This window comes from Pseudorhodoferax sp. Leaf274 (assembly GCF_001422445.1).
Lineage (GTDB): Bacteria > Pseudomonadota > Gammaproteobacteria > Burkholderiales > Burkholderiaceae_C > Pseudorhodoferax.
Map to the genome: position 1 here is coordinate 197,935 of NZ_LMNA01000027.1, position 25,722 is coordinate 223,656.

A 25,722-nucleotide genomic window follows, 5' to 3' on the forward strand; every position below is an offset into this window, starting at 1 on the left:
CGCGCCCGGCGGGCCGCCATCCGGGGCCTTCAGGCGCGGCCGTTCACTTGGTCTTGCCGGGGTCCTTGACGTCCTTGATCACGTCGAACTCCACGTTCCAGAGCTGGCCGTCCTTCTTCTCGACCTTGCGCAGGTAGATGTCCTGCACGATGTCGCGCGTCTGCGCGTCGATGTAGATCTTGCCGCGCGGGCTCTCGAAGATCTGGCCTTTCATGGCCGCGACCAGGGCCTCGCCGCCGCCGGCGCCCTTGGTGGACCTGAGCGCCTCGTAGATCACGCGCATGCCGTCGTAGCCACCCACGGCCATGAAGTTGGGCCGCAGGTTCTTGTTGGCCTTCTGGAACGCGTCGACGAACTTCCTGTTGAGCTCGGACGGGTGCGCGGCCGAGTAGTGGTGCGAGGTGACCACGCCCAGGGCCGCGTCGCCCATGTCGTTGAGCTGGTCGTCGTCGGTCACGTCGCCCGTGCCGATCAGGCGGATGCCGGCCTTGTCCATGCCGCGCTCCGTGAACTGCTTCATGACGGCCGCGCCCGCGCCGGAGGGCACGAACACGAACAGCGCATCGGGCTTGAGGTCGCGCACCTTCTGCAGGAAGGGCGCGAAATCGGGGTTGCGCATGGGCACGCGCAGCGCCTCGATCACCTTGCCGCCGTTGTTGACCATGCGCGCGTTGAAGTACTTCTCGGCGTCGATGCCCGGGCCGTAGTCCGAGACCAGCGAGACCACGGTCTTGATGTTGTTCTTCGGCGCCCAGTCGGCCAGCGCGACCGAGGCCTGCGGCAGCGTGAAGCTGGTGCGCACCACGAAGGGCGAGGCCTCGGTGATGCTGGAGGTGGCGGCCGCCATCACCACCAGCGGCGTCTTCGATTGCGTGGCCAGCGGCGCCACGGCCAGCGCCGAGGGCGTGATGCCCATGCCCGCCAGCACGTTGACCTTGTCGCCCACGATCAACTCCTGCGCCAGGCGGCGTGTCTGGTCGGGCAGGCTGGTGTCGTCCTTGACGATCAGCTGCACCTTCCTGCCGGCCACGGTGTCGCCGTTCTGCGCCATGTACAGGCGCGCGGCGGCCTCGATCTGCCGCCCCGTGGTGGCCTGTTGCCCGGTCATGGGCAGGATCAGGCCGATCTTGAACACGTTGTCCTGGGCTTGGGCCGGCGCGGCGGCCAGGCCGGCCAGCGCAGCCGCGGCGGCCACGGTCAGCGCCGTGCCGAATGTCAGCGCCGTTCGGCGGGTCGTGGGTGCTTGCATGTCATCTCCTTCATTGGTCTGGTAATCGAACGGGTTCGTGGCCGCTTTTGGTCGCGCATTGTGCGATAGCTTCAGCGTGCGCTGGCGTCCTTGCGGGGCCGGCCGCGCCGGCGCGGCGCGTCCGGTGCCGGCGCGGGCTCCGGCGACTCGGCCTCGGGCACCACCAGCCGCACCCCCGGCGCGCGGCCCGGCATGGGGGCGGCCATGGCCTCGCGCAGGTTGCGCTGGGCAATGCGCGCGTGCTCGCGCAGGATGGCTTCGGCGCGTGCGCTCTCGCGCCGTGCGATGGCTTCCAGCACCTGGCGGTGCTGGTCCTGCGCCACGATGAGCATGTCGCGCGCCTGCGGCGCATGGGCCTGCTGCACGACGAAGGCCGAGGGCGATGCGAACGGCAGGCGCAGCACGCGCTCGAGCTCGCGCGCCACCACCTCGCTGCCGGCCATGCCGTGCAGCAGGTGGTGGAAGCGCTCGTTCGCGGCCACGTAGCGCTGCCAGTGGGCGTCGTCCAGCGCGCTGTGGCGCAGCACGGCGTCGATCTCGTCCAGCGCTGCATCGGCCAGCGCCAGCATCTCGGCCGGCACGCCGCGCTCGGCCGCCAGCCGGGCCGCCAGGCCCTCCAGCGTGCCGCGCAGCTCGATCGCGTCGGCCACCTCACGCTCGGAAAACACGCGCACGGCGTAGCCGCCGCCGGGCAGCGCCTGCAGCAGGCCTTCCTGTTCGAGCCGCAGCAGCGCGGCGCGGATGGGCGTGCGCGACACGCCGATGCGTTCCACCAGCGCCACCTCGGCGATGCGCGTGCCGGGCGCCAGCGCACCGCCCAGGATCAGCTCGCGCAGGCGCAGCTGGGCGCGCAGCGACTGCGATCCGCCGGCGTCGTCTGCTTCCCGGCTTTCGGCGTCTATGTATACATTCATCCGAGTAATTCGCTAAGAATGGCTTATTTTGAAGCAACATTGCGTCTTGCGGTATACATTACAACCCTAATTTCAACCCCACGGAGACCGCATGTTCCCGCGCAACACCTGGTACGTCGCCTGCACGCCCGACGAGATCGACGCCAAACCCCTGGGCCGCCAGATCTGCGGCGAGCACATCGTGTTCTACCGCGGCGCCGACGGCCAGGTCGCCGCGCTGGAGGACTTCTGCCCGCACCGCGGCGCCAGGCTGTCGCTGGGCAGCGTCTGCGAAGGCCAGCTGGTCTGCGGCTACCACGGCCTGGTGATGGGCTGCGACGGCAAGACCGTCTCCATGCCCGGCCAGCGCACGGCGGGTTTTCCGAAGATCCGCAACTTCCCCGTGGTCGAGCGCCACGGCTTCATCTGGGTCTGGCCCGGCGATGCCGCGCTGGCCGACCCAGCCGCCATCCACCACCTGGAATGGGCCAACAGCCCCGACTGGGCCTACGGCGGCGGCCTGTACCACATCCAGGCGGACTACCGGCTCATGGTCGACAACCTGATGGACCTCACGCACGAGACCTACGTGCACGCCACCAGCATCGGCCAGAAGGAGATCGACGAGACGCCGGTGACCACCAAGGTCGAGGGCGGCCAGGTCGTCACCAGCCGTTTCATGGAGAACGTGATGGCCCCGCCCTTCTGGCGCGCCAACCTGCGCGGCAACCATCTGCCCGACGACCAGCCGGTGGACCGCTGGCAGGTGTGCCGTTTCACGCCGCCCAGCCACATCATGATCGAGGTGGGCGTGGCGCTGGCGGGCCAGGGCGGCTACCACGCGCCGGCGGAGCAGAAGGTCTACAGCATCGTGGTGGACTTCATCACGCCCGAGACCGAGACCTCGCACTGGTACTTCTGGGGCATGGCGCGCAACTTCAACGTGAAGGACAAGGCGCTCACCGCGCAGATCCGCGAAGGCCAGGCCAAGGTGTTCGCCGAAGACATGGCCGTGCTGGAGGCGCAGCAGCGCAACCTGCTGCTGCACCCGTCGCGCCGCCTGCTGCTGCTCAACATCGACGCGGGCGGCGTGCAGTCGCGCAAGCTGCTGGACAAGATGATGGCGGCCGAGCAGGCCGCAACGGCGCCGCAGGCGCAGGCGGCCTGACATGAAACTGCCCCCACGCTTCCCCGCTTCGCGCGGTCCGCTGCCCCCCGAGGGGGTGCGTCAGTGCCTTCGGGCGGCCGGGCGACACTGACATGGAGCAGCTCACCGTCAAGGTCCTGCGCAAGACGCAGGAGGCGCAGGACATCGCCAGCTTCGAGCTCGCCCGCATGGACGGCGGCCCGCTGCCGGCCTTCAGCGCGGGTTCGCACATCGACGTGCAGGTGCCTGACGCCCAGGGCGGCACCACGCGCCAGTACTCGCTGTGCAACGACGACCAGGAGTCGACGCACTACCGCATCGCCGTGCTGCGCGACGCGGCCTCGCGCGGCGGCTCGGCCGGCATGCACGACGCCGTGCACGAGGGCGACGTGCTCACCATCAGCACGCCGCGCAACCACTTCCCGTTGGTGCGCGCCGAGCGCACGCTGCTCCTGGCCGGCGGCATCGGCGTGACGCCGCTGCTTTGCATGGCGCAGCGCCTGGCCCTGCTCGCCGCCGACTTCGAGCTCCATTACTGCGCGCGCTCTGCCGAGCGCACGGCCTTCCGCGCCGAGATCGCGGCCGCGCCCTGGTCGCAGCGCGTGCACTTCCACTTCGACGACGGCGACGCCGCGCAGAAGCTCGACGCCGCACGCCTGCTGGCCACGCCGGCCGCCGGCACCCATGTCTACGTCTGCGGCCCCACCGGCTTCATCGACCACGTGGTCGGCACCGCCCAGGCGCAGGGCTGGGACAAGGCCAACATCCACCTCGAGTACTTCGGCGCCGCGCCGCAGGACACCAGCGGCGACGGCAGCTTCGAGGTGCGCATCGCCAGCAGCGGCCAGAGCATCACCGTGGCCAAGGACCAGAGCGTGGTGCAGGCCCTGCTCGCCCACGGCATCGAGGTCATGACCTCGTGCGAGCAAGGCGTCTGCGGCACCTGCATCACGCGCGTTCTGGAGGGCGAGTGCGACCACCGCGATTTGTACTTCAGCGACGAGGAGAAGGCCGCGAACGACCAGTTCACACCCTGCTGCTCGCGGGCGAAGAGCGCGGTGCTGGTGCTGGACCTGTAGCGCGCCTCAACCGCGCAGCGTGGCCGACGGCGATTCGCCGAAGCGCTGTGCGTAGGCCTGCGCGAAGCGGCCCAGGTGCGTGAACCCGCAGTCCAGCGCCACCGTGGCCACGGTGGTGCCGGCCTGCGGCTCGCGCAGCCGCCGGTGCGCCACATCCAGCCGCAACTCGCGCAGGTACTGCATGGGGCTGCAGTCGCGCGCCTGCTGGAAAGCCTCCTGCAGCGTGCGCACCGGCACGCCGGCCGCTTCGGCGATGTCGGCCATGCGCAGCGGTGCGTCGGCGTGCTCGCGCATGTAGGCTTCGGCCCGGCGCACGCAGGCGCGGCCGCCTTGCCCTGCACGCAGCATGGGCGCAGCCGCCACCTCGGTCCACGGCTGGCCCGCCAGCAGCAGCTGCACCAGCAGCCGCTCCATCTCCAGCGCCACCAGCGGGTGCGCATGTACGGCCGCCAGCATGGGTTCGGCGTTGAGCAGCAAGTGCAGCTGCTGCAGCCAGGCCTGCAGCGCGGGGCGGCGCAGGTCGAAGGCGGTGTCGAAGCGGATCGGCCGGCCGGCGTGCGCCTCCAGCATGCGGCGGTCCAGCCGCAGCACCAGCTGCTCGGCATCGGCCGACAGCGCGGCCACGAAGCGCTCGCCGGGTGCGCAGGCCATGCCCTGCAGCCCGTGCGTCTGCAGCGCCTGGCCGCCCACCAGCGTGTCGGCCCGGCCGCGCAGGCAGAACATCAGCAGGTGGTAGTCCTCCACATGCTCCACGTCCACGCGCATGGCCTCGCCGAAGGCGATGGTGCCGATGCCGATGCCGCCCACGCAAAGGTAGTCCATGTGGGCACGGCCGCCATGGGCACGCGCGATGGGCTGCAGGCCGTGCGGCTGCATCACGCGCGAGATGCGCTCGCGCGTGTCCTCCAGGTCACTGGATTCGAACAGGCGGCGCGCGCGCAGCAGCGCAGGCTCGAACCCGGAAGGCGTGGCTGGACGGAAGGTCTGGCTGGGCAACACGGCTTGGTCCGGCGCAAGAAGCGCGCCAGGGCGCCGTGGCCGCAGACGGCTGCGCAAAACGGACAGCGGCCGCCTGCCGGCGCGCAAAGCGGATAGCCAGCGCCCCCTGGGTCTTCCAAGATTGGCCCCACTCGCCGCCCCGGCGCGGCGCATGCCACGAGGACCCACCATGAACCATCCCGTCGACATCAGTGCACTGAAATCGATCAAAGCCACGGCCGAGGCGGCCCGGCTGGTGCATTTTCCGCAGGCCGACGGCTCGCGCGTGCCCTACGAAGTCTTCAGCTCGCAGGAAGTCTTCGAGCGCGAGCAGGAGCGCATCTACCGCGGCCCGACCTGGAGCTTCGTCGCGCTGGACGCCGAGATCCCCAAGGCCGGCGACTACAAGAGCACCTTCGTGGGCGACACGCCCGTGGTCGTCACGCGCACCGAGGATGGCGGCGTGGCCGCCTGGGTCAACCGCTGCGCGCACCGCGGCGCCATCGTCTGCCGCAACGCGCGCGGCAACGCCACCTCGCACACCTGCGTCTACCACCAGTGGAGCTTCGACACGCGCGGCAACCTGCAGGGCGTGCCGTTCAGGCGTGGCCAAAATGGTGCACCGGGCATGCCGGCCGACTTCAACCCCAAGAACCACGGCCTGCGCCAGCTGCGTGCCGAGAGCTACAAGGGCCTGGTGTTCGCCAGCTTCAGTGCCGAGGCGCCGCCGCTGCCGGAGTACATCGGCCCGCAGATGGCGCCCTGGGTCGACCGCGTCATGCACAAACCCGTGGTGTACCTCGGTTGCACGCGCCAGTACGCGCGTTCGAACTGGAAGCTGTACTACGAGAACGTCAAGGACCCCTACCACGCCAGCCTGCTGCACCTGTTCCACACCACCTTCAACATCTTCCGCGTGGGCATGAAGGCGCGCTCCATCGCCGACGTGCGGCACGGCCTGCACAGCATCATCACCGCGACCAAGGTCGACGAGAGCGACACCGCCACGGCCTACAAGCAGCAGGCCATCCGCTCGATGGACGAGGGCTTTCACCTCGAAGACGACTCGGTGCTGGGCTTCGTCTCCGAGTTCGAGGAAGACTGCACCAACCACATCCAGACGATCTTCCCGCAGCTCGTGCTGCAGCAGATCCACAACACTCTGGTGGCGCGCCAGGTGCTGCCCAAGGGCCCGGGCGAGTTCGAGCTGGTCTTCCACTTCTTCGGCTACGCCGACGACACGCCCGAGCTGCGCGCGCTGCGCATCAAGCAGGCCAACCTGGTCGGCCCGGCCGGCTACATCTCCATGGAAGACACCGAGGCCACCGAACTGGTGCAGCGCGGCACGGCCCGCGATCCTGAAGCCACCTCGGTCATCGAGCTGGGCCGCTCCGACCCGACGCGCGAGGACACCATGGTCACCGAGAACCTGATCCGCAAGTTCTGGACGGGCTACCAACAACTCATGGGCTACTGAGATGGACACGACGCTGGCAGAACGCCCCACCACCACCGCATCGCTCGACAGCCTGCTGCTCTGGTTCGAGATCCACCAACTGGGCGAGCGCTACTGCGCCGCACTCGATAACGACCGGCTCGAGGAATGGGCCACGCTGTTCACCGAGGACTGCCTCTACGAGATCGTGCCCAAGGAGAACGCCGACCTGGGCCTGCCCATCGGCCTCATCTACTGCAACAACCAGCGCATGCTGCGCGACCGCGTGGTCTCGCTGCGCCACGCCAGCATCTACGAGGACCACAGCTGCCGCCACATGACCAGCGGCCTCGTGCTGGCCCCGCAAGAAGACGGCAGCGTGCAAGCCGAATCCAGCTACGTGGTGATCCAGACCCGCACCAACGGCGAGAGCTTCGTCTACCAAGCCGGCCGCTACCTCGACCGCATCGTGCGCACGCCAGCTGGCTGGCGCTACGCCCAGCGCCGGGTCATCTACGACACCTCGCGCGTCATCACCCTCCTCGCCACCCCGATCTGACATGGACACCACCACCATCCTGCAGCCCGCGACCTGGACCGACGTGGGCGAGCCCAACGACTTTCCCGACGGCGCAGTCTGGCCCGTCGTGGCCGGTGGCATGCCGATTGCTATGTTCAGGCAAGGGGAGTCGCTGCATGCGCTGCACGACCTGTGCACGCACGGCAACGCCCGGCTGTCCGATGGCTATGTCGAAGACGGCCGCATCGAATGCCCGCTGCACCAGGGCCTGTTCGACATCTGCACCGGCGCGGCCTGCGGCGGCCCGGTGACCGAGGACGTGCGCAGCTATCCGGTCCGCGTGCGCGACGGCCGCGTCGAAGTCGCCACGCCGCTTCTCCCCTGATCCGATCTGTCCATCCCCACGGAGTGCCCATGCCCGCATCGAAGAGCTTCACCACCCTGCGCCATGGCGGCGCCGCCTTTGCGCTCGGTTCCGCGCTGGCGCTGGCCGCCAACGCCGCCCTGGCTGCCGACCCCATCAAGGTCGGCCTGGCGCTGGACATCTCCGGCCCGTTCGCGGCCGGCGGCGCCGAGACTCGCGACGCGATCAACCTGGCCGTCAAGCTGCTGGACGGCAAGCTGGGCGGCTACCCGGCCGAGTTCCTGCAGGCCGACACGGCCGGCAGCCCCGACCAGGCCAAGCAGGTGGTCGACCGCTTCATCCAGCAGAACAAGATCGACTTCTTCACCGGCCCCACGCCGTCGAACGTGGCGCTGGCCGTGGGCCCGGCGCTGTTCGCAGCCAAGGTGCCCTTCATCACCAGCAACCCCGGCCCCAGCCAGTACGCCGGCGCGCAGTGCAACCCCTTCTTCTTCGGCCAGAGCTACCAGAACGACACCTGGGACGAAGCCGCCGGCCAGTGGGCCACCGACAAGGGCCTGAAGACCTCGTTCATCGTTGCGCCCAACTACCCGGCCGGGCGCGACCACCTGACCGGCTACAAGCGTCTGTACAAGGGCGAAGTGGTGGCCGAGGTCTACACCAAGGTCGGCCAGCTCGACTACGCGGCCGAACTCGCGCAGATCCGCGCCGCCAAGCCGCAGGCCGTGTACTTCTTCCTGCCCGGCGCCATGGGCATCAACTTCATCAAGCAGTTCGTGGCGGCCGGCCTGTCGCGCGACATCCAGCTGGTCACCGGCCCGGCCTCGGCCGACGAGGACACGATTGCAGCCGTGGGCGAGCCCATGCTGGGCCTGTTCTCCACCTCGCAGTACTCGCACGACGTGCCGAACCCGGCCAACCAGAAGTTCGTCGCCGAGTTCCGCAAGGCCTACAAGCGCTACCCGACCTTCTACGCCGCCCAGGCCTACGACGCGATCCTGGCCATGGACGCCGCCGCGCGCGACACCAAGGGCAACGTGAAGGACAAGGCTGCCGTGCTCAAGGCGCTCAAGGCCGCCAACTTCCAGTCCATCCGCGGGCCGTTCAAGTACGGCAACAACAACTTCCCGATCCAGGACTACTACCTGCGCGTGATCGGCAAGGACGCCGCCGGCAACATCACGAACAAGACGCTGTCCACGCCGCTCAAGGGCTACCAGGACGCCTACCACCAGCTCTGCAAGATGAAGTGAAAGCGCGCGCCGCATGACGACCACGCTCTTCATCGAACAGATGCTCAACGGCATGGGCTACGGCCTGATGCTGTTCCTGCTGGCCGCCGGCCTCACGCTGGTGTTCGGCATCATGGACGTCATGAACCTGGCGCACGGCTCGCTGTTCATGGGCGGCGCCTACGTGGCGGCCAGCGTGCACACGCTCACCGGCTCCTTCATCGGCGCGCTGCTCGCGGCGCTGGCGGTGGTGGTGCTGGTGGCGCTGGCGCTCGAAGCCCTGCTGGTGCGCCGGCTCTACGGGCGCGACCACCTGTCGCAGGTGCTGGCCACCTTCGGCATCATCCTCATCGCCGACGACCTCGTGAAGATGGCCTGGGGGCCCTCGCCCATCATGGCCTCGGCACCGGCCGCGCTGGCCGGCCCGGTGGAGCTGATCCCCGGCCTGCCCTACCCGGCCTACCGCTTCGTGATCATCGCGGCCGGCGTGCTGGTGGCGCTGGGCCTGTACTTGCTGGTCAACCACACGCGCGTGGGCATGCTGGTGCGCGCGGGCGCATCGAACCGCGCCATGGCCGAATGGATGGGCGTGCGCGTGGACCGCGTGTTCTCGCTCGTCTTCCTGCTCGGCGCGGCTCTCGCCGCGCTGGCCGGCGCGCTGATGGGGCCGCTCACGGCCGTGCAGGTGGGCATGGGCGAGGAGATATTGATCCCCTCGCTCGTGGTGCTGGTCATCGGCGGCATCGGCTCGGTGCGCGGCGCCTTCGTGGCGGCCATGCTGGTCGGCCTGGTGGACACCATCGGCCGCGCCTTCGTGCCGATGGCGCTGCGCAGCGTGCTGCCGCCCACGCTGGTGTCCGACCTCGCGCCGCTGATCGCGGGCCTGGCCACCTATGCGCTGATGGCCGGCGTGCTGGCCTTCAAGCCCACCGGCCTGTTCCCCGCACGAGGCTGACTCCGCATGCAATCCACCCATTCCAAGGCGCAACGCTGGCTGCCCTGGGCCGCGTTCGCACTGCTCGCGGCCTTCCCGCTGCTGGCCCCGCTGCTGGGGCTGGACTACTACATCAACTTCGTGCGCCGCGCGCTCGTCTTTGCGCTGGCTGCGGCCAGCCTGAACTTCATCCTCGGCTACGGCGGCCTGGTGGCGCTGGGCCACATGGGCTTCGTGGGCGTAGGCGCCTACACGCTGGTGGCGCTGGCCGATGCGGGCCAGACCTCGGCCTGGCTGATGTGGCCGGCCGCCATGCTGGTGGCCGGTGGCGCGGCCGCGCTGATCGGACTCGTCGCACTGCGCACGCGCGGCGTGTACTTCATCATGATCACGCTGGCCTTCGCGCAGATGCTGTACTTCGTCGCGGTCGCGCTGCGTGCCTACGGCGGCGACGACGGCTACAACCTCATGGAGCGCCCGCAGTTCGGCCTGGGCCTGGACAGCACGCACGAGCCCACCTTCTACTGGGTCGTGCTGGTGCTGTTCGCGGCCGTGATGGCAATGCTCAACCGGGCGACCGTCTCGCGCTTCGGCCACGCGCTGACGGGCATCCGCGACAACGAGACGCGCATGCAGGCCATGGGCTTTCCGGTGTTCCGGCTGCGGCTGGCGGCCTTCGCGCTGGCCGGTGCGCTGGCCGGGCTGGCGGGCGCGCTGCTGGTCTCGCACAACAGCTTCGTGAGCCCGCAGATCATGCACTGGACGCAGTCGGCCACACTGGTCGTGATGGTGGTCATCGGCGGCGTGGGCAGGCGCTGGGGCGGGCCGGTGGGTGCGGCCGTGTGGATCGGGCTGGAAGAGGTCGTCAAGCTCCACACCGAGTACTGGCACCTGCCGCTGGGCGTGCTGCTGATCGCCATCGTGTTCCTGGCGCCGCGCGGGCTGGCCAGTGTGCTGGAGCGGCGGCCTGGCAAGGCTGCGGCGTTGCACGGACAGGAGGCACTGCAGTGAGCCTGTTCCAGGTCGAAGGATTGGTCAAGCGCTTCGGCGCGCTGCTGGCCACGGACCATGTGTCGCTGACCGTGCAGCCCGGCGAGATCCATGCGCTGATCGGCCCCAACGGGGCCGGCAAGTCCACGCTCGTGAACCTGATCTCGGGGCTGATCCCGCCCGATGACGGGCGCGTGCTGCTCGACGGCCAGGACCTCACGCGCCTGCCCATGCACGCCCGCGTGCGCGCCGGCCTGTCGCGCTGCTTCCAGATCACGAGCATCTTCCGCGAGGCGACCGTGCGCGACAACCTGCTGCTGGCAGCCCAGGCCCATGCCGGCTCCAGCTTCGGCCTGCTGCGCGACCGGCGCCACGAGCGCCCGCTGGCCGACACCGCGCAGGCACTGGCCGAACGCGTGGGCCTGGCCGCCGACCAGCACCGCGTGGCCGGCACCCTGCCGCACGGCGCGCAGCGCAAGCTCGATGTGGCGCTGGCCCTGGCCGCCAACCCCAAGCTGCTGCTGCTCGACGAACCCATGGCCGGCATGGGCCCCGAAGACTCCGAACGCATGACCGAACTGATCCAGGAACTCAAGAAGGACATGGCGATCCTGCTGATCGAGCACGACATGAAGGCCGTGTTCGCGCTGGCCGACCGCATCTCGGTGCTGGTCTATGGCAAGGTGCTCGTCTCGGGCGGTGTCGACGCCATCCGCGGCAACCCGCAGGTGCAGGCCGTCTACCTCGGCACCGAAGACAGCGTGGGAGCACCTGCCTGATGGCCGCCCCGGAACCGCTGCTGCAGGCGCGGCAACTGCAGGCCGGCTACGGCGCGAGCCAGGTGCTGTTCGGCGTGGACCTGGACATCCCCGCCGGCCAGGTCGTGACCCTGCTGGGCCGCAACGGCATGGGCAAGAGCACCACCATCAAGACGCTGATCGGCGCGCTCGCGCTGCGCGGCGGCAGCGTGCGCTTCGGCGGCCAGCCGCTGGCCGGGCTGCGGCCCGACGCGATTGCGCGGCTGGGCGTGGCCATCGTGCCCGAGGGCCGGCAGTGCTTTCCCAACCTCACGGTGCGCGAGCACCTGCTGGCCTTCGCCGACCAGCGCAACGGCCAGCGCGGCGGCTGGGACCTGGCCCGGCTGTATGGCCTGTTCCCGCGCCTGAAGGAACGCGAGAACAACATGGGCAACCAGCTCTCGGGCGGCGAGCAGCAGATGCTGGCCATCGCGCGCGCACTGTCGACCAACCCGCGCCTGTTGATCCTGGACGAAGCCACCGAGGGCCTGGCGCCCGTGGTCCGCGAGGAGATCTGGCGCTGCCTGGCGCAGCTCAAAGCCGACGGGCAGACCACGCTGGTGGTCGACAAGTACATCGAGCGCCTGCTGTCCCTGGCCGACCACCACGTGGTGCTGGAGCGCGGGCGCGTGGTCTGGCAGGGCAACTCCGCGGCGCTGGACGGCGACCGCGGTGTGTGGGCGCGCTACCTGGGCGTCTAGCGTCCCCAGCGCAGCACCAGCGGGTCGAGCCGGCGCGCCGTCTCGAGCAGGCCCTTGCGCACCTCCGGATGCATGGCCGGCCAGGGCGCGCGCGGTGCGTCGCAGGCGATCACGCCGCCTTCCAGCATCAGCGCCTTGGCCGCCAGGAAGCCGGCCTGCCGGTTCTCGTAGTTGATCAGCGGCAGCCAGCGGGTGTATTGGGCGATGGCTTCCTCGCGGTTGCCGGCGACATACGCGTCCAGGATCTGGCGGATGCCGTCGGGGTAGCCGCCGCCCGTCATCGCGCCGGTGGCGCCGGCGTCCAGGTCGGGGATCAGCGTGATGGCCTCCTCGCCGTCCCACGGCCCTTCGATGGCATCGCCGCCCAGGCGGATCAGCTCGCGCAGCTTGCCGGCGGCGCCGGCCGTCTCGATCTTGAAATAGCTCAGGTGCTCGATCTCCTGCGCCATGCGCGCGAGGAACGCGGCCGACATCGGCGTGCCGGCGGCCGGCGCGTCCTGCACCATGATGGGAATACCGATGGCGTCCGACACGCCCTGGTAGAAGGCGTGGATCTGCGGCTCGCCCACGCGGAAGGTGGCGCCGTGGTAGGGCGGCATCACCATGACCATGGCCGCGCCCATGTCCTGCGCGCGGCGGCTGCGCTCGGCGCACACCTTGGTGCTGAAGTGCGTGGTGGTCACGATCACCGGCACGCGGCCGGCCACATGCTCGAGCACGGTGCGCGTGAGCAGCTCGCGCTCGTCGTCGGCGATCAGGAACTGCTCGGAGAAGTTGGCCAGGATGCACAGGCCGTGCGAGCCGGCGTCGATCATGAAGTCGACGCAGCGCTTCTGGCTGTGCAGATCCAGGCTGCCGTCCTCGCGGAAGATGGTGGGAACGACGGGGAAGACGCCTCGGTAGCGGGGTGCGGTCATGGTGATCCTCAATGCGAATGGCGTGGCACGTCGGCGCCGCGGCAGCCGACCAGGAAGTCGAAGTCGCAGCCCTCGTCGGCCTGCAGCACGTGTTGGACGTAGAGGCCGGCGTAGCCGCCGCGCGCGGGCTGGGCCTGCAGCGCGGCCTGCGCGGCGCGCTCGGACAGGCGGCGGGCCAGTTCCTCGTCGGGGATGTCCAGGTGCAGCCGGCCGCCCGCGCAGTCCAGCTCGATCCAGTCGCCGTCCTGCACGGCCAGCAGCGGGCCGCCCGCCCCGGCCTCGGGCGCCACGTGCAGCACCACCGTGCCGTAGGCCGTGCCGCTCATGCGCGCGTCGGAGATGCGCACCATGTCCTTCACGCCTTGGCGCAGCAGCTTGGGCGGCAGGCCCATGTTGCCGACCTCGGCCATGCCGGGGTAGCCGCGCGGGCCGCAGTTCTTGAGCACCAGCACCGAGTCGGCATCGACCTCCAGCGATTCGTCGACGATGCGTTCCTTGTAGTGCTCCAGGTTCTCGAACACCACGGCGCGGCCGCGGTGCTGCAGCAGCGCGGGCGTGGCGGCCGAGGGTTTGAGCACCGCGCCGCGCGGCGCCAGGTTGCCGCGCAGGATGCGCATGCCGCCGTCGGGCAGCAGCGGCTTGTCCAGCGGGCGGATCACCTCGTCGTCGTAGCTCGGCGCGTCCTTCACGTTGTCCCACAGCGTGTGGCCGTTCACGGTCAGCGCCTCGGGGTGCGGCAGCAGGCCGTGCTCCCCCAGGCGCCGCAGCACGGCCGGCAGGCCGCCCGCGTAGTAGAACTCCTCCATCAGGAAGCGGCCCGAGGGCATGAGGTCCACCAGCGTGGGCGTGCCGGCGCCGATGCGCGTCCAGTCCTCCAGCTCCAGCGGCACGCCGATGCGCCCGGCGATGGCCTTGAGGTGGATCACCGCGTTGGTCGAGCCGCCGATGGCCGCGTTCACGCGGATCGCGTTCTCGAAGGCCTGGCGCGTGAGGATCTTCGACAGGCTGAGCCCCTCGCGCGCCATGGCCACGATGCGCGCGCCCGACATCTGCGCCAGCACGTAGCGCCGCGCGTCGACGGCCGGGATGGCCGCGTTGTGCGGCAGCGAGGTGCCCAGCGCCTCGGCCATGCAGGCCATGGTGGAGGCCGTGCCCATGGTGTTGCAGGTGCCGGCCGAGCGGCTCATGCCGCCTTCGGCCGCCAGGAACTGGTGCAGGTTGATCTCGCCGGCCTTCAACGACTCGTGCAGCTGCCACACGGCCGTGCCCGAGCCGATGTTGCGGCCCTCCAGCTTGCCGTTCAGCATCGGCCCGCCCGTGACCACGATGGCCGGAACGTCGCAGCTGGCCGCGCCCATCAGCAGCGCGGGCGTGGTCTTATCGCAGCCGGTCAGCAGCACCACGGCGTCGATGGGGTTGCCGCGGATGGCCTCCTCCACGTCCATGCTGGCGAGGTTGCGCGTCAGCATGGCGGTCGGCCGCAGGTTGGACTCGCCGTTGCTGAACACCGGGAACTCCACCGGGAAGCCGCCCGCCTCGGAGATGCCGCGCTTCACGTGCTCGGCGATCTTGCGGAAGTGCGCGTTGCAGGGCGTCAGCTCCGACCAGGTGTTGCAGATGCCCACGATGGGCCGCCCGTCGAACTCGTGGTCGGGGATGCCCTGGTTCTTCATCCAGCTGCGGTACATGAAGCCGTTCTTGTCGGCGGTGCCGAACCAAGCGGCTGAACGGAGTTTCTTGTCGGTCATGGAGATGTCACCGGTTGGGGCCGCGCGCCGTGATGAAGCGCTGCAGCAGGCAGAACACGAACAGCAGCACGCCCACGACGATGCGTGTCCACCAGGAGCTGAGCGTGCCGTCGAAGGAAATCAGCGTCTGGATGATCCCCAGCATCAGCACGCCAAAGAGCGTGCCCGCCAGGTAGCCCACGCCGCCCGACAGCAGCGTGCCGCCGATGACGACGGCGGCGATCGCGTCCAGTTCCAGCCCCAGCGCGTGCAGGCCGTAGCCCGACAGCATGTAGAACGTGAACAGCACGCCGGCCAGAGCCGAACACAAACCCGACAGCGCGTACACGCCCACCAGCGTGCGCCGCACCGGCAGCCCCATGAGCCGGGCCGACTGCTCGTTGCCGCCGATGGCGTAGACGGTGCGGCCGAAGGGCGTGCAGTGCGCCACGAACATGGCCAGCGCCAGCACCGCCAGCGCGATCACCGCGGACAGCGACAGCGAGGTCTCGCCGGGCAGCGGGATGCGGATCTGCGCCAGCTCCGCATACGCCGCGCTGGTGATGCTGATGGAATCGATGCTGATCAGGTAGCACAGCCCGCGCGCGAGGAACATGCCGGCCAGCGTGACGATGAAGGGCTGCAGCCGGAAGCGCTCGATCAACAGCCCCATGAACGCGCCGAAGAGCGTGCCCATCGCCAGCACCAGCGGGATGGTGGACAGCGGGCTCCAGCCATGCCGCTCGACCAGCGTGGCCGAGACCATGGTGGTCAGGGCGATGACCGAGCCCACCGACAGGTCGATGCCGCCCGTGAGGATCACGAAGCTCATGCCGATGGCCACCACCAGCACGAAGGCGTTGTCGATCAGCAGGTTCAAAAACACCTGGGCCGAGAAGAAGCCGTCGTAGCGCAGACCGCCCAGCGTGGCCACGGCCACGAACAAAGAGACGGTGGCGGCGAGCGGCAGGTATTTCGGGTCCAGCCGCGGCGCATGCGGCGTGGGCGCCATGGCGGGCGCGGGCACGCTGCTCATCGCAGGCCTCCCGCGGGCCGCACGGCCAGCACGCGCAGCGCGCTGCGGAACTCGGCCGATTGCAGCAGCATCACGGCGAACACCACGACGGCCTTGACCACGAGGTTGATCTCGGGCGGCACGCCCAGCGAGTAGATGGCGTAGGTCAGCGTCTGGATGATCAGCGCGCCGATCACGCTGCCCACCAGGCTGAAGCGCCCGCCCGTCAGCAGCGTGCCGCCCAGCGTCACGGCCAGGATCGCGTCGAGCTCCAGCAGCTGGCCGGCGTTGTTGGCGTCGGCGCTCTTGATGTTGGAGCTGATCAGCAGGCCCGCCATGCCGGCACACAGACCGCAGACCGCGTAGGCGCCCAGCACCAGCCGTTTCGCCTGCACGCCGGCCACGCGCGCGGCCGTGGGGTTGATGCCTACCGACTGGATGAACAGGCCCAGCGCGCTGCGCGTGGCGGCCAGGTACAAGAGGCCGAACACGGCCGCCACCACGAACACCGAGAACGGCAGCCCCAGCAGGTAGCCACCGCCCAGGAAGAAGAAGGGCTTGTGGTAGACCGTGAGGATCTGCCCGTCGGTGATCAACTGCGCGACGCCGCGGCCGGCCACCATGAGGATCAGCGTGGCGATGATGGGCTGCATGCCCGCGCCGGCGACCAGCACGCCGTTCCACAGCCCGCAGGCCAGCGCCACGCCCAGCGCAGCCACGATGGCCAGCGGCAGGCCGAAGCGCGCCGTGCCGTCCACGTTGCCGCCGATGGTCCAGGCCGCGACGGCCGCGCTGATGGCCACCACGGCGCCCACCGAGATGTCGATGCCGCGCGTGGCGATCACCAGCGTCATGCCCAGGGACACGAGGATCAGCGGCGCGGCGCGGTTCAGGATGTCGATGAGGCTGCCGTACAGATGGCCCTCGCGCCACTCGATGCGCAGAAAGCCGGGGTTGAAGGCGGCGTTGACGATGAGCAGGATGGCGAGCGTGACGAGCGGCCAGGCCAGGCGGTGTTGCATCCAGCGGGTCAGCATCCGGGCTCCCTGTGCAGGGGGTGACGTGGCGCGCGGGCCGAGGCCACCGGGAGGCCCCTTCCGCGAATGTCCCCCGCCTGGGCCGCAGGCGGCCCAGGCTCCTCCTTGATTTCGCTGCAGGGGCCTCCCAGTACCCTCGACCCTGGACACGTCGCGTCGTGCTGGCCCATGCGACGCGACGCTGCCAGACCGCGACGATGGTGTGCTCCACGCAGCGAAATAAAGGAGGAGGCCTTGCCCGCCTTGACGGCCCCAGGCCGGCAAGGCGGGCAAGGCCGGGGGACATTCGCGGAGTGGAGCACACCGTCGGCGTGGTCCCGCGCCAAGCGTGCAAACTGGTGTCGCGTCATGCAGCCGCCGCAATCATCTCGTACACATCGTCCTCCGTGCTGCCCGCCGGCAGCTCCCCCACCTTGCGCCGGTCGCGCAGCACCACGATGCGGTGCGCCACGCGCACCACCTCGCTGATCTCCGACGAGATGAACACCACCGCCATGCCGGCCTCGGCCAGCTGCAGGATCTGCTCCATGATCTCCTGCTTGGCCGCCACGTCGATGCCGCGCGTGGGCTCGTCCAGGATCAGCAGGCGCGGCGCGGTGGCCAGCCAGCGCGCGATCACGGCCTTCTGCTGGTTGCCGCCCGACAGCAGGCCGATGGGCGTCTCGATGCTGGCGGTCTTGATGCCCAGCTGCTGCACGAAGCGCTCGGCCAGCCGCGCCTGCTCGGCGCGCGACAGAAACTTGCCCACGCCCATGCGCGCCTGCAGCGCCAGCGCGATGTTCTCGCGCACCGACAGCTCGGCGACGATGCCATCCGTCTTGCGTTCCTCCGGGCACAGCGCCAGCCCCGCGGCGATCGCGTCCGACGGGCTGGCGAAGCGCACGGCCTGGCCGTCGATGGCCAGCGTGCCGCGGTCGGGCGCCTCCAGGCCGAACAGCAGCCGCGCGAGTTCGGTGCGCCCCGCGCCCAGCAGCCCCGCCAGGCCCACCACCTCGCCGGCGCGCACCTGCAGGTCGATGGGCTGCAGCTGCGCCGCCTGGCCCAGGCCTTCGGCGCGCAGCAGCGGCGTGGCACCGGCGTCGGCCACCTGCACGGGCGCAGGCCGCGCCTGCGCGGCGGCCAACTCGCGCCCCAGCATCGCGGCGATCAACTGCGGCGCCGGCAGCTCGGCCACCGGCCACTCGCCCACCCAGCCGCCATTGCGCAGTACCGTGATGCGGTCGGACACGGCATAGACCTGGTTCATGAAGTGCGTGACGAAGACGATGGCCAGCCCCTCGTCGCGCAGCTTGCGCAGCACGGCGAACAGCTTGCGCACCTCATCCTCGTCGAGGCTGGAGGTGGGCTCGTCGAGGATCAGCACCCGCGCATCGACACCCAGCGCGCGCGCGATCGCCACCATCTGCTGCACGGCCACCGGGTAGCTGGACAGCAGGCGCGTCACGTCGATGGCCAAGCCGATGCGCGCCAGCAGCGCGCGCGCCTGGGCGTGCACTTCCTTCCAGTCGATGCGCCGGCCCTGCAGGACGCCCCGGCGCGGATAGCGGCCGGCGAACATGTTCTCGGCCACCGACAGGTTGGGGCACAGGTTCACCTCCTGGTAGACCGTGCTGATGCCCAGGCGCTGCGCGGCGATCGGAGAGTCGGGCCGCACCCGCTCGCTGCCCAGCCGGATCTCGCCCGCGCTGGCCGGGAACACGCCCGTGAGCACCTTGATCAGCGTGGACTTGCCCGCGCCGTTCTGGCCCATGAGCGCGTGGATCTCGCCCGGGTACAGGCGCAGCTGCACGTCCTGCAGCACATCGATGTCGCCGAAGCGCTTGCCGATGCCCGAGAGTTCCAGAACAGGCAGCGCGCTCATGCCTTGTTCTTGTGGTAAACGTCGATGAACACGGCCGCCAGCAACACCAGCCCCTTGATGACCTGCTGGTAGTCGATCCCGATGCCCAGGATCGACATGCCGTTGTTCATCACGCCCATGATGAACGCGCCGATCACCGCGCCCATGACCTTGCCCACGCCGCCGGAAGCCGAGGCCCCACCGATGAAGCAGGCCGCGATCACGTCGAGCTCGAAGCCCAGGCCGGCCTTGGGGGTGGCGGTGTTGAGCCGCGCCGCGAACACCAGGCCGGCCAGTGCCGCCAGCACGCCCATGTTGACGAAGGTGAGGAACGACAGGCGCCGGGTGTCGATCCCCGACAGCCGCGCGGCCTTCTCGTTGCCGCCCAGCGCATAGACGCGCCGGCCGATGGTGGTGCGCCGCGTGACGAAGTCGAACAACAGGATCAGCAGCGCCATGACCACCAGCACGTTGGGCAGGCCGCGGTACGAGGCCAGCAGCCACGAGAAGCCGACCAGCAGCGCGGCGAACACGACGGTCTTGGCCACGAAGAAGCCGCCCGGCTCGCTCGTGATGCCGTGTGCGCGCTGGCGCTGGCGCGCGCGCCACCCGGTCCACACGAACAGCAGCGCGGCCGCCACGCCCAGCAGCAGCGTGAGCAGGCGCAGGTTCTGCTGCCCCGGCGTGGGCGGCGCGGCCAGCGGGTCGGGGATGAAGCCCGAGCTCAGCGCCTGGAACACGTCGGGAAACGGCCCCACCGACTGCCCCGCCAGCAGCGCCAGCGCGAGCCCCTTGAACACCAGCATGCCCGCCAGCGTGACGATGAAGGACGGGATGCGCGCATAGGCCACGAACCAGCCCTGCGCCGCGCCGATGACGCCGCCGCACAGCAGGCAGGCCACGGTGGCCGGCAGCACGGGCCAGTCGTGCTGCACCATGAGCACGGCCGCCAGCGCACCGACGAAGCCGCAGACGGAGCCCACCGACAGGTCGATGTGCCCCGCCACGATGACCAGCAGCATGCCCAGCGCCATGATGACGATGTAGCTGTTCTGCAGCACCAGGTTGGTCAGGTTCAGCGGCTGCATCAGCGTGCCGTCGGTCATGACCTGGAAGAACACCATGATCGCCACCAGGCTCAGCAACATGCCGTATTCGCGGAAGTTGTGGCGCAGGTAGCTGCCCAGGGAGGGCGCCGGGGCGGCGGGCGCGGTCTGCGCAGTGCGCGCGGAAACGGTGTCTTCGGTCATGTCACTTGTTCTGGTCGTGGCGCATGGGCCTTCAGGATGGCGGCCATGATGCGTTCCTGCGAGGCTTCGGCCGTGGGCATCTCGGCCACGAAGCGGCCCTCGTTCATCACGTAGATGCGGTCCGAGATGCCCAGCAGCTCGGGCATCTCCGACGAGATCACGACCACGCAGCGGCCCTGCGCCGCGAGCTCGGCGATCAGCGCATAGATCTCGTACTTGGCGCCCACGTCGATGCCGCGCGTGGGCTCGTCCAGGATCAGCACCTGGGGTTCGGTGAACAGCCACTTGCCCAGCACCACCTTCTGCTGGTTGCCGCCCGAGAGGTTCAGCGTCTTCTGCAGCACATTCGGCGTGCGGATGCGCATCGACTTGCGGTAGCGCTCAGCCACCGCATGCTCCTGTTCGCTGGAGATCACGCCGCCGCGCGAGACGCCGGGCAGGTTGGCCAGCGAGGTGTTGAACTGGATGCTCTCGTCCAGCACCAGGCCCGCGCCCTTGCGGTCTTCCGTCACATAGGCCAGGCCGTGCGCGATGGCCTTGCCGACGGTGGACACGTCCACCGGCGCGCCGTCCAGCAGCACCTGGCCGCGGATCTGCCGGCCCCAGCTGCGGCCGAACACGCTCATCGCGAACTCGGTGCGGCCCGAGCCCATGAGGCCGGCGATGCCGACCACCTCGCCATGGCGCACGTTCAGGTGCAGGCCGCGCAGGAAGTCGCGGTCGGCATGCTCCGGGTGCCGGGCCGACCAGTCGCGCACCTCGAAGCCGATGGCGCCGATCTGCGGGCTGCGCGGCGGGTAGCGGTCGGCCATGGCGCGGCCCACCATGCCGCGGATCACGCGGTCTTCGCTCACGGGCGCGCCCTGGCAGTCGATGGTCTCCACGCTGCTGCCGTCGCGCAGGATGGTCACCGAGTCGGCCACGCGCGCGATCTCGTTGAGCTTGTGCGAGATCAGGATGCAGGTGATGCCCTGCGCGCGCAGGCCGATCAACAAATCCAGCAGCGCCTGGCTGTCGTTCTCGTTCAGGCTGGCCGTGGGCTCGTCCAGGATCAGGAGGCGCACCTTCTTCGACAGCGCCTTGGCGATCTCCACCAACTGCTGCTTGCCCATGCCCAGGTCGCCCACCGGCGCCTCGGGCGATGCGCGCAGGCCCACCTTGGCCAGCAGCGCCTGCGTGCGCTGGTGTGCCGCGGTCCAGTCGATCACGCCGCGCGTGGCCACCTCGTTGCCCAGGAAGATGTTCTCGGCGATCGAGAGCATCGGCACCAGCGCCAGCTCCTGGTGGATGATGATGATGCCGGCGCGCTCGCTGTCGTGGATGCCGCCGAAGCGCTGCACCGCGCCGTCGTAGACGATCTCGCCCTCGTACGCGCCATGCGGGTACACGCCCGACAGCACCTTCATCAGCGTGGACTTGCCCGCGCCGTTCTCGCCCACGAGGGCGTGGATCTCGCCCTCGCGGATCGCCAGGTCGACCCGGTCCAGCGCCACGACGCCGGGGAAGGTCTTGCGGATGGCCCGCATCTCCAGCAGCGTGCGCATGGCCCTTGCCCCGGCGATTACTTGATCTGGGCGGCCTTGTAGTAGCCGCTGCCGACCAGCACCGGCTCCCAGTTGGCCTTGTCCACCGTCACCGGCTTGAGCAGGTAGGACGGCACGACCTTCACGCCGTTGTTGTAGGTCTTGGTGTCGTTGACCTCGGGCGCCTTGCCCGAGACCACTGCGTCCACCATGTTGGCCGCCACCTTGGCCAGCTCGCGCGTGTCCTTGAAGATGGTGGAGTACTGCTCGCCGCGCAGGATCGACTTGACGGACTGCACCTCGGCGTCCTGCCCGCTCACGACGGGGCACGGCGTCTGCTTGGTGCAGTAGCCCACGCCCTTGAGCGACGAGAGGATGCCGATGGACAGGCCGTCGTAGGGGGAGAGCACGGCATCGACCTTGGCATTGCCGTAGAAGGCCGACAGCAGGTTGTCCATGCGCGCCTGGGCGACGGCGCCGTCCCAGCGCAGCGTGCCGACCTTGTCCATGCCCATCTGCTTGCTGCGCACGACCAGCTTGCCGCTGTCGATGTAGGGCTTCAGGACCGACATCGCGCCGTCGTAGAAGAAGAAGGCGTTGTTGTCGTCCGGCGAGCCGCCGAAGAGCTCGATGTTGAACGGGCCCTTGCCGCTCTTCAAGCCCAGCGCGTCGACGATGGAGGACGCCTGCAGCACGCCCACCTGGAAGTTGTCGAAGGTGGCGTAATAGTCCACGTTCTTCGAGCCCTTGATGAGCCGGTCGTAGGCGATGACCTTCACGCCCTTGTCGGCCGCGTTCTGCAGCGCCTTGGAGAGCGTGGTGCCGTCGATGGAGGCGATCACGAGCACCTTGGCGCCCTTGGTCACCATGTTCTCGATCTGCGCCAGCTGGTTGGGGATGTCGTCGTCGGCGTACTGCAGGTCGGTCTTGTAGCCGCGCTCCTTCAGCACCTTGACCATGTTGTTGCCGTCGTCGATCCAGCGGGCCGAGGACTTGGTGGGCATGGAGATGCCGACCATGCCCTTGTCCTGGGCCTGCGCCCAGGGCGCGAGGGCCAGCACGGTGGCGGCCGCGACGAGGGTCTTGAGGAATGTGCGCTTCATGGCGAGTCTCTTTGTTGTGGGGGATGCGATCAGTACTTGCGCTTCGGGAACTCCGCCGCCGCCGTCTCCATCGGGAAGATGCTCTCCACCGTCTCGATGCGCTTGGGGATGGTCTTGCCGGCCACGATGTCCTTCACCGCCGTCATGAGCTGCGGCCCCAGCAGCGGGCTGCATTCCACCGACACGTTGAGCTTGCCGGCGATCATGGCCTCGAAGGCGCCCTTCACGGCGTCGATGGAGATGATGGTGATGTCCTTGGCGGGCTTGAGGCCGGCCTCCTCGATGGCCTGGATCGCGCCGATGGCCATGTCGTCGTTGTGCGCGTAGAGCACGTTGATGCCCTTGCCCTCGGCCTTGAGGAAGGCTTCCATCACCTCCTTGCCCTTGGCGCGCGTGAAGTCGCCGGTCTGGCTGCGCACGATCTTGAACTTCGGGTCGGCCTTGATGATTTCCTCGAAGCCCTTCTTGCGGTCGATGGCCGGGGCCGAGCCCACGGTGCCCTGCAGCTCGACGATGCGCACCTCGCCCTTCTGGTCCTTCATCTTGTCGACCAGCCAGCGGCCGGCCTTGCGGCCTTCCTCGACGAAGTCCGAGCCCATGAAGGTGACGTAGAGCGAGGTGTCCTTCGAATTCACCGCGCGGTCGGTCAGCACCACGGGAATCTTGGCGGCCTTGGCTTCGCGCAGCACGTTGTCCCAGCCCGATTCGACGACCGGCGAGAACGCGATCACGTCGACCTTCTGCGCGATGAAGGCGCGGATGGCCTTGATCTGGTTCTCCTGCTTCTGCTGCGCGTCGGAGAACTTGAGCTCGATGCCGGCGTCCTTGGCCGCGGCCTTGATGGATTCGGTGTTGGCGGTGCGCCATTCGCTCTCGGCGCCGACCTGGCTGAAGCCCAGCACGATCTTCTTCTGGGCGAAGGCCTGGCCCGGCAGCACGCTGCCAAGGGCGAGCGCCGCGGCGGCGGCAACGAGGTCTCTGCGGTTCAGGGCGATGCTGTTCAGGGCGGTGCGGTCTTGTGGCATGGCGTTGTCTCCTGCTGGTTTGGTAGGGCGGTATCCGCGTCTTGCTATGGCTAGAGCGGCTTGCCGGAGCCGGGCGCCAGTGTAAGAATGAAAAATGTATCAATCCAATTGTTTTTTGGACAAAACCGATATCAATTCAATCATCAGGAAAACCCGATGTCGCACTGGTTTCTGCAGGCCCGGCTCAAGACGCGCCAACTGCTGCTGCTGTCCGCGCTGGCCGAAGAGGGCAACATCCACGCCGCCGCGCGCCAGCTCAGCATGACGCAGCCGGCCGCCTCCAAGTTGCTCAAGGACCTGGAGGATGTGCTGGAGGTGCCGCTGTTCGAGCGGCTGCCGCGCGGCATGCGCCCCACCTGGTACGGCGAGACCATGATCCGCCATGCGCGCCAGGCGCTGGCGAGCCTGAACCAGGCGCACGAGGAGCTCAGCGCGCTGAAGGCCGGGCGCTACGGGCAGGTGGCCGTGGGCGCGATCACGGCGCCGGCGTTGGCCCTGCTGCCGCCGGCCATCGCCATGGTCAAGCGCGAGCAGCCCAGCCTGCGCGTGGCGCTGGAGATCGAGAACAGCCCGCCCCTGATCGAGCGCTTGCGCCAGGGCAAGCTGGACATCGCGGTGGCGCGCTTCTTCGCCGGCGAGGACAAGACCAACCTGCGCTACGAGGCCGTGACGGGCGAGCCCGTCTGCGCCGTGGCGCGGCCGGGCCATCCGCTGGCCGGTGCGAGCGGGCTCACGCTGGCGGATGTGGTGCAGGCCGGCTGGATCGTGCCGCCGGCCAGCAGCGTGCTGCGGCACCGCTTCGATCTGATGTTCCAGGAGGCCGGCCTGGAGCCGCCCTTCAACGTGATCGAGAGCGCGGCCATCCTGTTCATCACGCGCATGCTGCAGCAAAGCGACATGCTGTGCGTGGTGGCGACCGAGGTGGCGCGCTACTACGCGGCGCACGGCATCGTCAGCGTGCTGCCGCTGGACATGCCCTGCCACATGGACGACTTCGGTCTCATCACGCGCAGCGACCGGCTGCTCTCGCCGGGCGCCACGCTGCTGATGCAGGCGCTGCGCACGGCCGCGTTCTCGGCCTATGGCAAGCGCATGGACAGCTGATCAGACCCAGCCGGCGTCCACCGTGAACTCCTGCGCCGTGCACATCCTGGCGTCGTCGGACGCCAGGAACAGCACCATGGCGGCGATGTCGTGCGGCGCCAGCTTGTCGGGCAGGCACTGGTTGCGGGCCAGCTCCTTCTCGCCCTCGGCATCGAGCCAGAGGCGGATCTGCCGCTCGGTCATGACCCAGCCGGGCGACACGGTGTTGATGCGGATGCGGTCGGCCCCCAGCGTGCGCGCCAGGCCGCGCGTGAGCCCGTTGACGGACGACTTGGCGATCGCGTAGACCGGGTAGCCCGTGCCCTTGCCCTGCCAGCCCGTGGAGCCCAGGTTGACGACGGAGCCGGCGCCGAGCCGGCGCATGCCCGGCACCACGGCCTGGATCGCGAAGAAGGCCGGCCGCTCGTTGATGGCGATGCGGTCGTCGTAGTAGGCCGGCGTGACCGATTCCAGCGTGTGCCTGTCGTCGCTGGCCACGTTGTTCACAAGCACCGCGAAGTCGCCCAGCGCCGCCTGCGCGTCGGCGATGGCGGCCTGCAGCGCGGCGATGTCGCGCACGTCGCAGGTGCGCCACCAGACCTCGCCGTGGCCGGCCTGGGCCAGGCCTTCTGCCAGCGCGCGGCTGGCCGCCTCCGCAACGTCGACGAAGGCCACGCGCGCGCCTTGGGCCGCCAGCGCGGAGACGATGGCCGCGCCGATGCCGCTGCCCCCGCCCGTCACGAAGCAGTTGCGCCCGCGCAGGCTGGGGTATGAGGTGCGGGTGTCTCCGGGGAATGTGTTTGACATATTCAGTTTGCTATCGTTCAAAGACAAAATCGTCTCTTTCAAATATGAATGTGCCTTGATACGATGCGCCGCGTCA

At 69.3% G+C, this 25,722-nt stretch carries 24 protein-coding genes; 11 read left to right on the plus strand and 13 right to left on the minus strand.

The features are described 5' to 3' along the window. Positions 1–43: 43 nt before the first annotated feature. Positions 44–1,249: an ABC transporter substrate-binding protein gene (locus ASF44_RS23245; RefSeq protein WP_056901630.1), complete on the minus strand. Its 1,206-nt coding sequence runs from the start codon at positions 1,247–1,249 to the stop codon at positions 44–46. A gap of 71 nt (positions 1,250–1,320) precedes the next feature. Next, positions 1,321–2,163 (minus strand): GntR family transcriptional regulator, encoded by an 843-nt coding sequence (locus ASF44_RS23250; RefSeq protein WP_082524986.1) that lies wholly within the window; start codon positions 2,161–2,163, stop codon positions 1,321–1,323. 91 nt (positions 2,164–2,254) lie between these two features. On the opposite strand from ASF44_RS23250, the gene ASF44_RS23255 reads away from it, so the two are divergent. Then, the gene (locus tag ASF44_RS23255) at positions 2,255–3,310 is read left to right on the plus strand and encodes an aromatic ring-hydroxylating dioxygenase subunit alpha (RefSeq protein ID WP_056901631.1); all 1,056 of its coding nucleotides are present in this window, start codon (positions 2,255–2,257) and stop codon (positions 3,308–3,310) included. A gap of 92 nt (positions 3,311–3,402) precedes the next feature. Further along, positions 3,403–4,368, plus strand: a complete 966-nt coding sequence (locus ASF44_RS23260) for a PDR/VanB family oxidoreductase (protein WP_056901632.1) — start codon at positions 3,403–3,405, stop codon at positions 4,366–4,368. 6 nt (positions 4,369–4,374) lie between these two features. On the opposite strand, the gene andR is transcribed toward ASF44_RS23260, so the two are convergent. Then, the gene (andR, locus tag ASF44_RS23265) at positions 4,375–5,367 is read right to left on the minus strand and encodes an anthranilate 1,2-dioxygenase regulatory protein AndR (RefSeq protein ID WP_056901633.1); all 993 of its coding nucleotides are present in this window, start codon (positions 5,365–5,367) and stop codon (positions 4,375–4,377) included. A gap of 169 nt (positions 5,368–5,536) precedes the next feature. Between andR and andAc the strand changes: the two genes are divergently transcribed. Genes andAc through ASF44_RS23305 form a run of 8 tightly spaced genes read left to right on the plus strand, consistent with a single transcriptional unit; the run spans position 5,537 to position 12,319 of the window. Continuing rightward, positions 5,537–6,823 carry an anthranilate 1,2-dioxygenase large subunit AndAc gene (andAc, locus tag ASF44_RS23270; RefSeq protein ID WP_056901634.1) on the plus strand — a complete coding sequence of 429 codons (1,287 nt, stop codon included), beginning with the start codon at positions 5,537–5,539 and terminating at the stop codon, positions 6,821–6,823. A gap of 1 nt (position 6,824) precedes the next feature. After that, positions 6,825–7,340, plus strand: a complete 516-nt coding sequence (andAd, locus tag ASF44_RS23275; RefSeq protein WP_056901635.1) for an anthranilate 1,2-dioxygenase small subunit AndAd — start codon at positions 6,825–6,827, stop codon at positions 7,338–7,340. Between the two features lies 1 nt (position 7,341). After that, a complete protein-coding gene (locus ASF44_RS23280; protein ID WP_056901636.1) occupies positions 7,342–7,686 on the plus strand; it encodes a non-heme iron oxygenase ferredoxin subunit in 345 nt (114 codons plus the stop codon). A 29-nt stretch (positions 7,687–7,715) separates the two neighbouring features. Beyond that, on the plus strand, positions 7,716–8,918 hold the full coding sequence (locus ASF44_RS23285) for an ABC transporter substrate-binding protein (RefSeq protein WP_056901637.1): 1,203 nt from the start codon (positions 7,716–7,718) through the stop codon (positions 8,916–8,918). Between the two features lie 13 nt (positions 8,919–8,931). After that, positions 8,932–9,852, plus strand: coding sequence for a branched-chain amino acid ABC transporter permease (locus ASF44_RS23290; RefSeq protein WP_056901638.1), 921 nt, complete (start codon positions 8,932–8,934; stop codon positions 9,850–9,852). Between the two features lie 6 nt (positions 9,853–9,858). Next, the gene (locus ASF44_RS23295; RefSeq protein ID WP_056901639.1) at positions 9,859–10,842 is read left to right on the plus strand and encodes a branched-chain amino acid ABC transporter permease; all 984 of its coding nucleotides are present in this window, start codon (positions 9,859–9,861) and stop codon (positions 10,840–10,842) included. Further along, entirely contained in the window at positions 10,839–11,600 is a 762-nt protein-coding gene (locus tag ASF44_RS23300) for an ABC transporter ATP-binding protein (RefSeq protein WP_056901640.1), read from the plus strand. The genes ASF44_RS23295 and ASF44_RS23300 overlap by 4 nt, the downstream gene beginning before the upstream one ends. Further along, positions 11,600–12,319, plus strand: coding sequence for an ABC transporter ATP-binding protein (locus ASF44_RS23305; RefSeq protein ID WP_056901641.1), 720 nt, complete (start codon positions 11,600–11,602; stop codon positions 12,317–12,319). The genes ASF44_RS23300 and ASF44_RS23305 overlap by 1 nt, the downstream gene beginning before the upstream one ends. On the opposite strand, the gene ASF44_RS23310 is transcribed toward ASF44_RS23305, so the two are convergent. The 9 genes from ASF44_RS23310 to ASF44_RS23350 form a co-directional block, all read right to left on the minus strand. Beyond that, on the minus strand, positions 12,316–13,236 hold the full coding sequence (locus tag ASF44_RS23310; RefSeq protein ID WP_056901642.1) for a dihydrodipicolinate synthase family protein: 921 nt from the start codon (positions 13,234–13,236) through the stop codon (positions 12,316–12,318). The genes ASF44_RS23305 and ASF44_RS23310 overlap by 4 nt on opposite strands. Before the next feature lie 8 nt (positions 13,237–13,244). Next, positions 13,245–14,984, minus strand: coding sequence for an IlvD/Edd family dehydratase (locus ASF44_RS23315; protein ID WP_369820954.1), 1,740 nt, complete (start codon positions 14,982–14,984; stop codon positions 13,245–13,247). A 7-nt stretch (positions 14,985–14,991) separates the two neighbouring features. Then, positions 14,992–15,999, minus strand: coding sequence for a galactofuranose ABC transporter, permease protein YjfF (gene yjfF / locus ASF44_RS23320; protein WP_056901644.1), 1,008 nt, complete (start codon positions 15,997–15,999; stop codon positions 14,992–14,994). Further along, positions 15,996–17,015 (minus strand): ABC transporter permease, encoded by a 1,020-nt coding sequence (locus tag ASF44_RS23325; RefSeq protein WP_056901645.1) that lies wholly within the window; start codon positions 17,013–17,015, stop codon positions 15,996–15,998. The genes yjfF and ASF44_RS23325 overlap by 4 nt, the downstream gene beginning before the upstream one ends. Before the next feature lie 346 nt (positions 17,016–17,361). Further along, positions 17,362–18,876 carry a sugar ABC transporter ATP-binding protein gene (locus ASF44_RS23330; protein WP_056901646.1) on the minus strand — a complete coding sequence of 505 codons (1,515 nt, stop codon included), beginning with the start codon at positions 18,874–18,876 and terminating at the stop codon, positions 17,362–17,364. Continuing rightward, positions 18,873–20,105 carry a multiple monosaccharide ABC transporter permease gene (mmsB, locus tag ASF44_RS23335; protein WP_056901647.1) on the minus strand — a complete coding sequence of 411 codons (1,233 nt, stop codon included), beginning with the start codon at positions 20,103–20,105 and terminating at the stop codon, positions 18,873–18,875. The genes ASF44_RS23330 and mmsB overlap by 4 nt, the downstream gene beginning before the upstream one ends. Then, positions 20,102–21,649: a multiple monosaccharide ABC transporter ATP-binding protein gene (gene mmsA, locus ASF44_RS23340; protein WP_056901648.1), complete on the minus strand. Its 1,548-nt coding sequence runs from the start codon at positions 21,647–21,649 to the stop codon at positions 20,102–20,104. Before mmsA ends, mmsB begins: the two co-directional genes overlap by 4 nt. Positions 21,650–21,666: 17 nt before the next feature. Continuing rightward, positions 21,667–22,731: a multiple monosaccharide ABC transporter substrate-binding protein gene (gene chvE / locus ASF44_RS23345; protein ID WP_056901649.1), complete on the minus strand. Its 1,065-nt coding sequence runs from the start codon at positions 22,729–22,731 to the stop codon at positions 21,667–21,669. 29 nt (positions 22,732–22,760) lie between these two features. Beyond that, complete coding sequence (locus ASF44_RS23350; protein ID WP_056901767.1) at positions 22,761–23,726, minus strand: ABC transporter substrate-binding protein; 966 nt, start codon at positions 23,724–23,726, stop codon at positions 22,761–22,763. A 186-nt stretch (positions 23,727–23,912) separates the two neighbouring features. Between ASF44_RS23350 and ASF44_RS23355 the strand changes: the two genes are divergently transcribed. Then, positions 23,913–24,860: a LysR family transcriptional regulator gene (locus ASF44_RS23355; RefSeq protein WP_056901650.1), complete on the plus strand. Its 948-nt coding sequence runs from the start codon at positions 23,913–23,915 to the stop codon at positions 24,858–24,860. Here ASF44_RS23355 and ASF44_RS23360 read toward each other — a convergent pair whose 3' ends face one another. Then, positions 24,861–25,646 carry an SDR family NAD(P)-dependent oxidoreductase gene (locus ASF44_RS23360; RefSeq protein ID WP_056901651.1) on the minus strand — a complete coding sequence of 262 codons (786 nt, stop codon included), beginning with the start codon at positions 25,644–25,646 and terminating at the stop codon, positions 24,861–24,863. Positions 25,647–25,722: the final 76 nt, after the last annotated feature.